Raw genomic sequence first — 14,212 nt, 5'->3', positions numbered from 1 at the left:
CCCGCAGAGGCCTACCCGGCAGCCGGCACTCGGCATGTGGTTTACTCTCACTCACTGTGTTGTGAAGTTCCAAAATTCAGGTGGTAAGATGCAGCTAGAATTTTAAAGAAGAGACTTCCATGGTTACGAATCCCAGCGCGCCGATTGTCCTGGTGGACGGTTCCTCCTATCTGTTTCGGGCTTTTTTTGCCATTCAGAACCTCTCGACCAGTGACGGCACCCCGACCAACGCCATTCGTGGGGTGATCTCCATGGTGCGCAAGCTGGTCAGTGATTACCCGGACAGCCGCATCGCCGTGGTGTTCGACGCCAAGGGGCCGACCTTCCGCAACGATCTCTACGAAGACTACAAGGCCAACCGGCCGCCGATGCCGGATGAACTGCGTGTGCAGATCGACCCGATTCACACCATTATCCGGGCCATGGGCCTGCCGCTGCTCTGTGTGCCGGGCGTTGAAGCCGATGACGTGATTGGTACGCTGGCCTACCAGGCCACCCACAGTGGTTGCGAGTGTGTGGTCAGTACCGGCGACAAAGACATGGCGCAACTGGTCAGCGAGCATGTGACCCTGCTCGATACCATGAAGAACGAAAAGCTGGACGTCGCCAGCATGACCGAGAAATACGGTTTCGGGCCTGAATTGATGATCGACTACCTGGCGCTGATGGGCGACAAGGTCGACAACATTCCCGGTGTGCCGGGCGTGGGCCCGAAAACCGCGCTTGGACTGATTCAGGGGTTGGGTGGGCTCGATGACATTTATGCCAACCTCGATAAAATCGCCACGCTCGAGTTTCGCGGCGCCAAGACCATGGCAAAAAAACTCGAAGAACATAAAGACCAGGCTTACCTGAGCTATGAACTGGCGACGATCAAGCTCGATTGCGAACTGGACGTTCGGCTGGAAGAGCTGGTGCCAACGGAGCCGGATAACGAAGCGTTGCTTGGCCTGTTTCAGCAATATGAGTTCAAGACCTGGGTGCGTGAACTAAGCGGTGAAGAAGCCCCGGCCCGTTCTGGTAAGACGTCGGAAAAGTCTTCTGCCTCAGCGGCGGGAAAAACCAAGGCCTCCAAATCGGCAGCTGCTGGTACTGCGCCCGACGTTGAAGAGCCCGAAAGCCTCGACCATCAATTGCTGGATTCAAAAGACAAGCTGGCTGCTTTTTTAAAGCAGGCAGAAGAGCACCAGACGCTGACTGTGCTGCCGGTTCGGGAGCTGGGGCACTATCACCAGTCGGCCCTGGTCGGGTTTGCCTTGGCGGTTAAGCCGGGCGTGGGCGGTTACGTGCCAATACTGGCGGAACAGGGCGATACGCTGAGCGAAGAAGATACATTCGAATTGCTATCGCCGGTGCTCGCGACCTATGCGGTTCGTAAAAGCGGTTATGATTTTAAAGCTTTCTGGCATGTACTGATGCCGCGTTCCATTGAGGCAGCAAACCTGGCACTCGATGTACAACTGATGGCTTTTGTTTACGACAGTACTGTGCGTCGCAACAGTGATCTGAGCAATCACTTCTCGCCGATCTCGCTGGATAATCTGTTTCGCACTTACCTCGATAAACAGCCGAAAACCATTGAGGATTTCCTGGGCAAGTTTGGCAAACGCCAACTACCCCTGCAAAGTGCCGACCCGGCCGAGATTGGCCCCTGGTTTGCCGAGCGGGCAGACCTGACTGCGCGCCTGGCACACTGGCTGGATCTGGCCCTGGCCAGCCGGTCGATTACCGGTGTTTACGAACATATTGAAAAGCCGCTATCAAAAGTATTGGCCGAAGTGGAAAACAACGGCACCCTGCTCGATACGGCCTACATTCGAAAGCTCAGTCACGATTTCAAAGAACGACTGGATGCACTGCAAACGCAGTGTCACGAACTGGTCGGCACTGAATTCAACCTGGACTCGCCCAAGCAACTCGGTGAAGTGCTGTTTACCAAAATGGCATTGCCGGTTGTGGCGAAAACCGCCAGTGGTGCACCCAGTACCAATGAAGAAGTATTGAGCGAGTTAGCCGCGCAGGGATACGAACTGCCGCAGCTGATTTTGCAGTATCGCCATCTGCGTAAACTGGTGGGTACTTACACCGATCCACTGCCAGAACTGGTAGAAAGCAACGGTCGTCTGCACACCAGCTACAATCAGACCGGTGCCCAGACCGGACGTCTGTCGTCGACCGATCCGAACCTGCAAAACATCCCGATTCGCTCCGATGAAGGTCGTTCAATCCGGCGCGGTTTCGTCGCGCCCAAGGGGTATAAAATCGTCGCGGCGGATTACTCGCAAATTGAATTGCGCATCATGACGCACCTGTCGCAGGATGCGAACCTGATTCAGGCATTCCGGGAAGGGCGAGACATTCACCGTGCCACGGCCGCTGAAATCATGGGGCTTGAAGAGTCGGAGGTCACCTCCGAGCAACGGCGTTCGGCCAAGGCGATTAACTTCGGACTGATCTATGGCATGTCGGCCTTTGGACTGGCCAAGCAACTGGGCATTAGCCGGGGCGATGCCAAGCTGTATGTCGATACTTATTTCGAACGCTACCCCGGCGTGCGCAAGTATATGGAGCAAACCCGGGCCGAAGCCGCCGAAACGGGTTACGTGGAAACCGTATACGGTCGACGCCTCTATCTGCCGGACATAAACTCCAGCAAACAGATGCTCAAACGCGCCGCCGAACGCACGGCCATTAACGCGCCGATGCAAGGCACCGCAGCCGATATCATCAAGATGGCCATGGTCGATGTGGCCAACTGGCTGCATAAAAGTCGCTACAAGGCGCAAATGGTGATGCAGGTGCACGACGAACTGGTGTTTGAGGTGCCAGAGTCGGAACTGGATGCAGTGATCGATGGCGTGCGGGTGCGCATGCAGCATTGCGCCAGTCTGGATGTGCCGCTGATTGTTGATATTGGTATCGGGGATTCCTGGGAAGAGGCGCACTAACACGACGGTCGTAACGAATTGCGCAACTCAGCCCGGGCTAACACCTCATTAAAGGTGGCCGCTTTTCCAATTAAGAGGAGGCACCATGAAACTGAATTGTGATCTGGGTGAAAGCTTCGGTGTCTGGACCATGGGGATGGATGCCGAGGTAATGCCGCTAATAGATCTGGCCAATATTGCCTGCGGTTTTCATGCATCCGACCCGCTGATCATGGCCAATACCGTGAAGCTGGCTTGCGAACACCAGGTGCAGATTGGGGCTCACCCGGCCTACCCAGACCTGGTCGGCTTTGGGCGTCGCTCTATGGCCTGTTCACCGGATGAGCTGCATGCCTTGTTGCTTTACCAGGTCGGTGCACTGGATGGTCTGTGCCGAGCACAGGGAACAAAAGTCCGCTATATGAAACCACACGGTGCTTTGTATAACGACATGATGCGGGACCCGGCCATCCTCGAAACCGTATTGAAAGCCGGGCGGGACTACGGCGATCTGCCGGTGATGATTGCGGCCAATGCGAAGCGGGCAGAGCATGAACTGCTGGCTGCGTCGTTGGGTGTCGACCTGATGTTTGAGGTCTTCGCTGATCGGGCCTATGACGACTCCGGCAACCTGGTGCCGCGTTCTGTTGCGGACAGTGTTTTACATGATGCCGGGGCCATCGTGGCCCAGGCGGTCTCCTTTGCCCGGGATCGGGGCGTCACAACACATACCGGACGTTGGCTTGATCTCGACGCCGATACGCTGTGCATTCATGGCGATAACGCAAGTTCATTGGCTGCGGCAAGGTCTGTACGTGAAGCCCTGAGTGCACTTTGATGCGTGTTCACGCCGTTTCTGAACAGGCTGTTCAGGTTGAATTCGGTCGCGACATTGACGAGGCGCTTATTCCGGTTATCGCCCGGGCTGTCGAAGCAATCCGCTCTGAGTTGGGCTCTGTTGTTATCGATCTGATTCCCTCCTATACAACGCTGTTGTGCCTCTACAACTATAACCGGGTCGACAGCCAATGGATGGTTCGCGAGCTGACGCGTCTGTTGGCGTCTATCGACAACGACAATGCGCCGGGCAGTACCGGGGGGCGGCTGGTTGATATTCACGTCTGGTATGACCCCTGTGTGGGCTATGACTTGGAGGCCCTGGCGAAAGAAAAATCGATGACAGTGAGTGAACTGATCGAGGTACATTCAGGTCGGGAATACCAGGTGTTTGCCATTGGGTTTAACCCGGGGTTTGCCTTTCTTGGCCGGTTGGATGAGCGCATTGCCACACCGCGTCATAGTAGTCCCCGCCGCCGGGTATCGCAGGGAAGTGTTGGCATTGCCGATGCCCAGACGGCGGTGTATCCGTTGCCGTCGCCAGGTGGCTGGAACATTGTTGGCCGTACTCCTCAGCCTATGTTTGATGCGTCTGGTCGCGACGGGCGGGTGTCGTTTTTACAGGTTGGAGACCGAGTGCGCTTCAAGCCGATCGGACGATCCGAATTCCTCAACCGAGGGGGGTGTTTGGATGACTGAATTGAGAGTGCACCAATCTGGGTGGCAAGCCACCATTCAGGACTCTGGTCGCTCGGGCTATTTTCAGCAAGGTTTGTCGCAAGGCGGTGCTATGGACGAGCATGCGTATTCCTGGGCGAATAAAGTGCTGGGAAACGTCGCAGGCGCAGCCTGTATTGAAATTCTACTGGGTAACTTTGAAGCAGAGATCGGTGCAGACACGACGATCGTCGTTACCGGGGCTGATATCCCGGTTACCCTAAATGGTGACGAAGTCGAAAACTGGTGTAGTCATCGGGCTCGACGCGGTGATGTGATTCGTTTCGGCCAGGCCCGGTCCGGGTTATGGGCCTATCTCGGCGTCGCTGGCGGGTGGAAAACACCGGTGCAATTCGGTAGCCGTTCAGTTGTCGTGCGTGAACAACTGGGTGGGCTGGATGGTGGCCCGCTAAAAAAAGGCGATCGACTTTCCTTTGAGCAAATGCCCGAACAGCCATTGCATTGCGTGCCATGGGTACACCGACCAAACTACAATAGCCCGCTAGCGGTTAAGGTGATTCCGGGCTACCAATACGAACAGTTCAGTCTGCTGGCGAGGCGAACTTTTGAAACGTCGGATTTTGAGGTGACCAACGACATCAACCGCATGGGGTTCAAGCTTAGCGGTCCTGCTGTCGCAGCCAACGCTCAAAAGCTGGCCTCCGAAGGCATCGCCTACGGAGCGGTGCAGATCCCGCCAGACGGACAGCCCATAATTTTGCTCAAAGATCGACAGACCATTGGCGGGTACCCTAAGATCGGCTGTGTGTCCAGCCTGGATTGTGCACGCTTGAGCCAGCGCAGCCCGGGAACACACGTCATCTTCGAGTTCTGTGATGTTGATCGGATTCAGGCTGAACGTCGCGTGTTTGATCGGTTTTTCAATGTGAGCCAGTGGGTCGATGATGAACGTCAGATTGCCTGGCCATGATGCGGTTTGAATAGCCTCGATAATAACCAATACGCAGGCTGGGACGCATCAGTTCCTGAATTTCATGACCATGGCGTCGAGCTCGGCTGCCATTACGCTCAGGCGGGTACTGTTATCTGTTGATGTTTGCGCCGACGTTTCCGCGAGGCGAGCGTTGCCTGTCACCTGGTTAACTTGCAAGCGGATGGCGCTGATGCTTTGATCCTGTTGCTCTGCGATTACCGATATCTGATCGCTCAATTCTCTAATGTTATTAATTCTGGCTTGAAAATCGTGTATGGCCGCATTGGCTTTTGTCGAAACCTGACAGCTTTCAGTGATTCTCTGACCGCTTTGTTGCAGCGAGGCAGACAGATTACTGAATGCCGTGACAAGCCCATCCACGGTCTGTTGGATCTGAGCTGTAGAGTCTGAGGTTCGGCTTGCCAGCATTCGGACTTCATCAGCGACAACGGCGAACCCGCGGCCCTGTTCGCCAGCGCGCGCTGCTTCTATGGCAGCATTGAGCGCCAGTAGATTGGTTTGTTCGGCAATGCCTTCGATTGTTTTCGAGATAACTTCAACCCCCTTCATGTCGCTGTTCAGTCGTTCAATGGTGTCAGTGGCTTCACGAAAGGCGACGTTCAGGCTGTCCATAGCTTTGGCGTTGTCACGAATATCACGGGCGGTTGTCGAAATTTCGTCATGCGCTGTAATGGCAACCTGTCGACCTTGCCCGCTCAGGTCAACCACGCTGTGCACAGCAGACTCCATTTGTTGTACGGCTGACAGGATGTGATTTGTTTCCTGAGTTTGCTCTCTGGATGCCGTACTGACGGAGGCATTTAACTGCTTGCTCTGAAGCGCCGAGTCAGTGATGTCATGTGCTTTTGTTTTAAGGTCAGTGATCATGTTGCTTAATGCCGCCCGAACCGCTTCAACCGCTGTAATCAGGTCGCCCATCTCGTCGCGGTGTCGGGATTCTACGCTGTTACTCAGGTCGCCGGTCGACAGTGACTTTAACGCATTTTTCAAGGTGGCCATAGGCGCCCTTATGCTCTTGATGATCAGCCACAGTACCAGGCTGATGGTGAGTATGATGACGGCCAAGCCAACCCCGATCAATTGAGTACCGAGCGTTAGGCTCGCATCCACCCGGTCGGTAACGTTGGTGGCATACTGTTGGGAGAAATTGTTCAGTGTCGACAACGAAGCTCTAACACTGTTTTGGGCTTTTCGAATGTCTACCGAACTAAGCGCTGCGGCTTGTTGGTAGTTAAGCAAAACCTCACGACTTTCCAGTAGCCTGGATGCATCGACATCGGGCTCAGATGAGTCGGTTTCCGTACCGGTTACCAGTTTCTGGATTTGAGCCGTGGTCGATTGCGTCAATTGCATGAAGGGCCTTGATGACGGATCATTCATGGCCATGGTGGTGAAGCTGAAGAATAAATTCTGGTGGTCTTGTAGCCACAGGTCAAACCGCTGCTCCAGATCGGGAAGTTGGTCGGTATGGGTTGCCAGGCTAACATCTTTGAGCAAAAGCAGACCGCTGAGGAACGATGCGTAAAATTCATTGGCAACAGCCAGCGCATAGTCATCGGCCAGTGACAATGAAAAATCCTCAAACGCCGTTGCCAGGCCTGTCCTGACGTCACTCGATTCAAGTACCAGGGTGTTGTATCGGGTGTCAAAATCAAGGCTGCGCGCTTTGCCGTCAGTAAGTCGATTCACGGTGGAAAAAATTTGGCTTAGCTCACCGCGCAACGTTTCCAGTGCCGCTTGCTCGTTGCGAGTGTTGGGCAATGCATCGAGTCTGGCCTGCAAGGCATTCAGTTCAGCTTCGAGGTTTGACTGGTGTTCCTTCAGTCGGGCAACCAGCTCTGTCAGGCGAATGTCTGACTCAGCGTTGATCGCTACTTGAAAATCTTCGGCGACACGCGCTGTAAGCAAGTCAATCCGACTCGTGATCCGCGCAATGGGGGTTGCAGATTCGGTAAGTAGGGTAAGTTCGTCGATCGTCGATGCCGAATTGCGCACGCTGATGGCAGAAGTTGCCACGACGAACAGGATTACGATGATGAACCCCAGGCTGATGCGCCCGACGATACTGAGTGCCGGTACGGTCTTGATCATGGTGGTCACCCATGTGCATTAGCTGCCCTGGATGCGAGCAGCCTTATTGTTTTTGGATGGGGTTAAGAGTAGGGGGAAAGTAACAGTATGACCTGTACTAAAAAGACGGCTTTTAATAGTAATATGACCTTGTGGCGGAAAAGGGGGTATTCCGGGCGCGCCCTGTGGTGCTTGAAGGCCAGTTGTGTATCTTCGCTAAGGTTGCACAGGCGGAAACGGATGCGCTTGGCTGGGTCCATACACTTGAAAGAAACACGCCAGGTCCAGGTATCGCGCTGAATTCTGGAGTCAACTCTCTAAAACCTTACCCTCCGGGAATCTATGATAATTGACCAGATTGAGTCGGTAGAATGGTTTGTTATCTATGTCGCTGAGGCGCCATTGGATAACCAGTAGTGGTTCACAGGCAGATCCTTGGCTTTGGAGGCGCTACTCGCTGATGGTATTTTGGATGGTTGTCATAGCCTTAATCGTAAGGCTGACTCGATTGTTGACGCCAAGTCTTCGAAACATATTTTCCACGTGCTTTTTTACCGTTCCCTCACTGATAGTAAATGCCACCGCAATGTGCTTGTTGGACTTTCCGCGAGCAACCAACGCCAGTACGTCCGCTTCTCTGGGTGTAATACCGAGCACCGGATAGTGCTCTAAAATGGCGTTCGTGTAGGCTCCTACCATCGGTCGATTGTCTGTTTCGCTGTATATGTCCCGTTGCAATAGTTTGTACAATGGGAAAACGCAGTTTGCGACGTGACTTAACAGGCTTCGTTCGCTTTGTGTAAAACCCCAAGTCGCGCGATTAACAGAGAGGCCTGTTACGTATCCATTCTCGATGTAACCGGTGGAGAGTTGATCCTCAGTGAGCAATTGCTTGTAAAAGCACTGGTAGAGCTCAAGGTTCTGAAATGCCGAGCGGGTTAGAAGGTCAGATATGCTCGTTGTATCCAGGTTGCCTTTCTGGATCAGCCTGGCGATGACCGGGTGTTGAGATGCATACTGGTCAAATGAGAGGGCGGCTTCAGTAACGTTTACGTCCTTGTTACTGATATCAACCTGTGTTGTGGTCGCGGTTGTTGTTGTAAAAAGGTCTGACTTCAGTTCTGTCCATGCACATGATGACGATTCCACCAGTGCCCCAACACCATATACAACGCATTGCCTGAGATCCCCTGCAGTCGATACTTTGTGTGCTTCTTCAATTATAAGCAACACTTGCTCCAGTTGAGATTTGGTCAGATTACTTACCAAAGCCTTGCCTCCATCCAGTTGTCCCGCATTGAAAATGCCTGAGCATACGCAATAAGGCGTATTGTCCGGTTGACTCTAGCCCCATATTCTCTATAGGCACCTAAAATCAGGAAGCTCCTAAAAACGCCTCCCGGGTTCCCGGGGCTACTCAGCGTCCTGGTGGGAACAAGATACCCAGCGGTCTGATCTTATCCCAAAAGTGAGGCGAATATCCGGTCAAAGTAGCTATTTGTGACGGAGGCTGACTATTAGTAGACACAAATTTACTGGCTGCCAGGTCCAGAACCAGTAGTTTGCAGCGCTAACAACGAATCATTAAGGAGTGATGACTTTGAGTAAGCACATCATCGACAACCTGATAAGGCTCTGGGCCATTGTAGTGGCCTACCTGTTGTTGGCCACGTTCGGTGGGCAGACCCTGGCAGCGGGACCTTCAGAGTTTGAGATGCCGTTTAATTTATCGATGGCGCCCGATACTCGCGTTGTCGATGTTGGCCAGTACGCTGTTGGCGATATACAAGAGGCCAATGGGTCGCTTGCCACAAAAGACACCGCTAGAAGCGTCTTAAGATTCTATGAGCGAGAACTCGAAGCGGCGGGCTTTGAAATATTCAGCAAGACCGACAACGATAGCAGAGTCAGCTTTGCAGCCAAGCGCGCTGACGGTGGTTATTTTAGCCTCTCCAGTAGTACTAGAAGCTATCTGGACGTGGAAGAGGGTGAAACCGAGCTGCGCATCATTTTTCGCTATGTGCCGTAACTGAGTAGACACCTGGACCGGGTCTGACTAGCGAAGATAACGGACGCCTTTACAATCAAAGGAAGTGAATTATGCATGGATTTAGGTCACTACCCAGACTGCTACTGATGCTGGCCGTATTGTTCGATGTTGTTGCTTGCAGCGATTCAGGAAACAAAAGCGACACTTCTGCCAGCAATGATGCGACCTTGGCGGAGCTGACCGTCTCCGCCGGAACGATCAGCCCTGCGTTTGCACCCGGGACAACGGACTATACCGTTATCACGGGAAAAGACTCCAGCACCGTGACTGCAATACCTACTCAAGCTAATGCCACGGTGACGATTAGCGGAACCGCATCGTCAGGTGCGGCCAGCAGCCCAATTGAGCTCGATGCGGGTGAGACAGAGCTCACTGTGACCGTTACCGCGCCGGATGGCACCAGTAGTCAGGTTTATACCGTCATGATAGCTCGGGTTATTTCGTTTGAGCTACTCGATCCAACACCAGGCGCGACTGACAGATTCGGTAGTAAGGTGGTCATACTGGGTAATGGCAATATTGTTGTCAGTGATCCGCAAGATTCCAGTCGATTTGCCGTTAATGGTGCCGTTCATTTGTACAGTCCATTTTCATCTACGCCCATCGCCAGCCTTTATGGTGACGCGGGCGGTGATCGGCTCGGATCTACCAGCATTACAGCGCTGCCAAATGGTAATTATGTCGTTACTTCAAAAGATGATAACGAAAACGGTGTCGTCGAAGCTGGCTCGGTACGGCTAGTTGATGGCCGTTCGGGAATCCAAATAGGTAGCGCATTAACGGGGGATTCTGAATATGACAATCTGGGGTCTGGCAGTGTCACGGCGCTAGGAAACGATTATTACATTGTTGCCTCCGAATACGATGACGTAAATGGTATCGAGGATGCAGGCTCGGTTCGACTGATGGATGGCAATACCGGCATTCAAATAGGAAGTGCAATAACAGGGAATGTCGAATTTGACTATTTGGGGACCAGTAGTATCACGGCACTGCCGAACAATAACTATGTCATAGCCTCATCAAGCGACACTGAAAACGGCATCGTCAGTGCCGGGTCGGTTCGGTTGGTTGACGGCAGTACCGGAATTCAAATAGGCAGTACGTTAGCAGGGGATGTCGCGAATGATGCCTTGGGCTCCAGCAGTATTACCGCCTTGGCTAATGGCCACTATGTCATTGCCTCGGGGAGTGATGACGAAAATGGTGTCGTCAATGCCGGTTCGGTGAGATTGGTCGATGGCAGTACTGGCATGCAAATAGGAAGCACGCTATCAGGGGGTGTAGAAGGCGATGCACTGGGGGCCAGCAGTGTCACAGCCTTGCCCAATAGTCATTTCGTGGTTGTATCAAGGGTTGATGATGAGAACGGTGTAGTCAATGCGGGTTCAGTACGTTTAATAGATGGCAGTACAGGAGAGCAAATAGGTAATGCGTTAGTGGGGGATGTTGCAAATGATCGTTTGGGGTCTGGCGGTGTCACAGTCTTGCCCAATGGTCATTACGTGATTGCTTCTATCAATGATGATGAGAATGGTGTCGTCAATGCCGGTTCGGTTAGGTTGGTAAATGGTATTACCGGTGTTCAAATAGGCAGTACGTCAGCAGGGGATGACACCAGTGACGCCTTGGGGGCTACCAGTATTACAGCCTTGCCCAATAGCCATTATGTCGTTGCTTCACAATTCGATGATGAAAATTCCATCATAGATGCGGGTTCTGTTCGGTTGTTTGATGGTAGTACCGGAGTGCAGATAGGAAGCGCATTAGCAGGGGATGTGGGAGACGATAGTTTAGGTTCTGGTGGCATTACAGTGCTCTCTAATGGTCATTATATCGTCGCCTCATCAGAATTCGATGATGAAAACGGCATTGTCGATGCTGGTTCAGTTCGGTTGGTTGACGGCAACAGCGGTGTGCAGATAGGCAGCACATTGGCAGGGGATGAAAACTTCGATGCTGTGGGGTCTGGCGGTATTACTCCACTGCCGACTGGCAACTATGTTGTTGCCTCAGATAATGAAGACGTAAGCGGTATCTTCAATGCCGGGGTTGTCAGGTTGCTCGATGGCACTACTGGATTGCAATTGGGTAGTGCCATTGTCGGCAGCACTGTTAATGATTTATTTGAAGTATTCGTCGTGTCACCTGGTCACGGTGTTTTTTACATTATGTCCACGCCATACGCAGATAAAAACGGTCAAACTGATGCTGGCATGGTTAGGGTGGTAGTCCCTTAGGCTGTGAAATGATTCGCCTTAAAACAGGTGTAGATATCAAGCCTATTATAACTAACCGTTTAAGGAGGCAAGGAATGCACACTCAGAACAGTAAGCTTATCACGGCCCTGATATTGATACCCACCATCGCCTTATTCGCCTGTTCCGGAGGCGGTGATGGCGGAGGTGGCGGCGGCGGAAATTCACCATCATCTGGATCTATGTTAACCGACCCAACACCGGGTGATGATGACGGTTTCGGATCTCAGGTTGTGATTCTTGATAATGGCAATATCGTGATTACCGACCCGGGTGACTCTTCCGTAGCGGATAACAATGGTGCTGTCCATCTTTATGACGCAGATACCCGTGATCTGATCGACAGTATCTATGGCGATTCCAGTAATGACCGGATCGGACTCGGCGGCGTAACGGCATTGGGTAATAATTACATTATTACATCAGAATCTGATGATGATGGCGCGCTCACGGACGCTGGTTCAGTACGGCTGATGAATGGCGAGACAGGCGCACAGATTAATGCAGTGTTCGGGAGCGAGGCAGGTGATTTTCTGGGTTTTGGTGGGGTTACCGTACTGGCTAATGGTAATTACGTGGTGGTGTCACCCGGGGACCGTGATGGCGCGATTACCAGTGCTGGCTCAGTACGCCTGATCGATGGTAGTACGGGTGCACAGATTAGTGCGCTTTTAGGAAACCAATCCGGTGATTCAATTGGCTCAAAAGGTGTGGCTGTTTTAGACAATGGCAACTACGTAGTCGTATCACCTGCAGATAGAAACGGTTTGATCGGTAGTGCGGGTTCAGTCCGCTTGATGAATGGCAGTACCGGTGCGCAAATTAGCGTTCTGGAAGGCGCTGCAGCGAATCTTTCACTGGGAAGTGGTGGTGTTCAAACGCTGAGCAATAACAACTATGTTGTGGCTTCGCCCAGCGACGCTACCGGTGGGATGTTTTCGAACGGTTCAGTACGACTGTTTAACGGCAGCACAGGCGCGCAAATTAATGCGTTTTTTGGTGATGAAGCAAGCGATCGGTTTGGCAGTGAAATACTGGCGCTGACAAACGATAATGTCGTTGTTCTCTCCCCGGATGACGATGACGGCGCATTTAACAACGTGGGGTCTATTAGCCTGGTCAATGGTACAACAGGCAATCTCATCAATGATTTTTTTGGCGATGGATCCGACGACTCACTTGGGCTTCGCCGCACGGGATTTACACTGGCGCTTGAAAAATCAGGCACGGCACTGAGCAATGGTAACTTCGTTGTTGTTTCAACGTTTGATGACGGATGGGCTGTCGATGCCGGTTCAGTGCGGTTGTTTAACGGCGTTACGGGCGTGCAAATCGATGTTCTTTACGGCGACCAGACCGATGACCAGCTGGGTAGCGAAGGTGTGACGGCATTGTCTAATGGGCATTATGTTATTGGTTCGGGGCTTGATGATGGTGCCATGTCTGCAGATGTTGGTTCGGCCCGCCTGATGAACGGCACAACCGGTCTGGCCATTGGCACGCCACTGTTTGGTGATCAAGCAGACGACCATTTATCAAGCGATGGTATCTTCCCCCTGGGCAATGCGAATTTTGTGATTGCTTCGTCGCAAGACGACAGTGGCGCGTTAGAGGACGTTGGCTCTGTGCGTCTGGTCAGTGGCAGTACGGGAATGCAAATCAGTGAGTTGTATGGTGATCAGGCGGATGACCTTCTTGCGGACAGGTTATTGAGAGGGGGTGCGGGCATCATTCCATTGGGTAATAGCAACTATGTGATTCTGTCGCGATTTGATGATGACGGCGGCATCCTGAATGCTGGTACAGCGCGTCTGATGGATGGCGCTACTGGAACGCAAATCAACAGTTTTGCAGGGTCAACTCCCTCTGATTTCTCATCCGCAGCGGTAGACCCGTCGGTTACCGCTCCGGATGACGGTAGCTTCTATTTACTCGCCACCCCAAGATGGGACAGCAACGGTGAGAGCAACTCGGGGTTTGTCCATCGGATTACACCCTAAACCCTGGATGCTGTCGCGAAGCAGTCAACGCATTAATCAGCGCAAGCTATCTGGTTGCGCTGATTATTTACAAGCTATATTACGGTGTAATAAGGGCTGGTTTCTATACTAATAAGATCTTGACCCGGCAAAGCCAGGCGGGCTTGCCCAGCTGTGTGGGATGCGCAAGAAAGCGTTATTCTGGCTTGAAGTGGCTGGGGTGAGGAAGTACCCTTGTCTCGTCTTGTCGGAGTGCCGGGGTAACCAATCCCTGGCTGAGATCGCACTAGCGGGATCCGTTGAACCTGATCGAGTTCGTACTCGCGAAGGAAACAAGGGGAATACCAGTCTTGGGGCTACGCCCTGAAGGCTATGAATCCACCGGATTCGGTATTTCCAGTTCAAACCGGGCTTACCGG

At 52.7% G+C, this 14,212-nt stretch carries 9 protein-coding genes and 1 riboswitch; of the genes, 7 read left to right on the top strand and 2 right to left on the bottom strand.

Annotated features, from left to right (window positions below; genetic code table 11):
• Positions 1 to 119 precede the first annotated feature (119 nt).
• The 4 genes from polA (at position 120) to ABJT94_RS15615 (ending at position 5,412) form a co-directional block, all read left to right on the top strand.
• Entirely contained in the window at positions 120 to 2,948 is a 2,829-nt protein-coding gene (polA, locus tag ABJT94_RS15630) for a DNA polymerase I (protein ID WP_348477648.1), read from the top strand.
• Positions 2,949 to 3,033: 85 nt separating this feature from the next.
• Positions 3,034 to 3,765: a 5-oxoprolinase subunit PxpA gene (locus ABJT94_RS15625; RefSeq protein WP_348477649.1), complete on the top strand. Its 732-nt coding sequence runs from the start codon at positions 3,034 to 3,036 to the stop codon at positions 3,763 to 3,765.
• Positions 3,765 to 4,463: a 5-oxoprolinase subunit PxpB gene (gene pxpB, locus ABJT94_RS15620; RefSeq protein WP_348477650.1), complete on the top strand. Its 699-nt coding sequence runs from the start codon at positions 3,765 to 3,767 to the stop codon at positions 4,461 to 4,463. Before ABJT94_RS15625 ends, pxpB begins: the two co-directional genes overlap by 1 nt.
• Complete coding sequence (locus ABJT94_RS15615) at positions 4,456 to 5,412, top strand: biotin-dependent carboxyltransferase family protein (RefSeq protein ID WP_348477651.1); 957 nt, start codon at positions 4,456 to 4,458, stop codon at positions 5,410 to 5,412. The genes pxpB and ABJT94_RS15615 overlap by 8 nt, the downstream gene beginning before the upstream one ends.
• A 48-nt stretch (positions 5,413 to 5,460) precedes the next feature.
• On the opposite strand, the gene ABJT94_RS15610 is transcribed toward ABJT94_RS15615, so the two are convergent.
• Both ABJT94_RS15610 and ABJT94_RS15605 read right to left on the bottom strand, forming a co-directional pair.
• Complete coding sequence (locus ABJT94_RS15610; RefSeq protein ID WP_348477652.1) at positions 5,461 to 7,527, bottom strand: methyl-accepting chemotaxis protein; 2,067 nt, start codon at positions 7,525 to 7,527, stop codon at positions 5,461 to 5,463.
• Positions 7,528 to 7,956: 429 nt separating this feature from the next.
• A complete protein-coding gene (locus ABJT94_RS15605) occupies positions 7,957 to 8,775 on the bottom strand; it encodes a helix-turn-helix transcriptional regulator (protein ID WP_348477653.1) in 819 nt (272 codons plus the stop codon).
• A gap of 331 nt (positions 8,776 to 9,106) precedes the next feature.
• On the opposite strand from ABJT94_RS15605, the gene ABJT94_RS15600 reads away from it, so the two are divergent.
• From ABJT94_RS15600 to ABJT94_RS15590, 3 genes are all read left to right on the top strand, one after another.
• Positions 9,107 to 9,535 (top strand): hypothetical protein, encoded by a 429-nt coding sequence (locus tag ABJT94_RS15600; protein ID WP_348477654.1) that lies wholly within the window; start codon positions 9,107 to 9,109, stop codon positions 9,533 to 9,535.
• 107 nt (positions 9,536 to 9,642) lie between these two features.
• Complete coding sequence (locus ABJT94_RS15595) at positions 9,643 to 11,796, top strand: cadherin-like beta sandwich domain-containing protein (RefSeq protein ID WP_348477655.1); 2,154 nt, start codon at positions 9,643 to 9,645, stop codon at positions 11,794 to 11,796.
• A 74-nt stretch (positions 11,797 to 11,870) separates the two neighbouring features.
• Positions 11,871 to 13,814: a hypothetical protein gene (locus ABJT94_RS15590; RefSeq protein WP_348477656.1), complete on the top strand. Its 1,944-nt coding sequence runs from the start codon at positions 11,871 to 11,873 to the stop codon at positions 13,812 to 13,814.
• Positions 13,815 to 14,031: 217 nt separating this feature from the next.
• A riboswitch (TPP riboswitch) is annotated at positions 14,032 to 14,142 on the top strand.
• The last annotated feature ends 70 nt before the right edge of the window (positions 14,143 to 14,212 follow it).

The organism is Saccharospirillum sp. (genome assembly GCF_039982735.1).
Classification (GTDB): domain Bacteria; phylum Pseudomonadota; class Gammaproteobacteria; order Pseudomonadales; family Natronospirillaceae; genus Saccharospirillum.
Note: the sequence above shows the minus strand (reverse complement) of the source record. Positions and strands in the feature narration are given on the sequence as shown.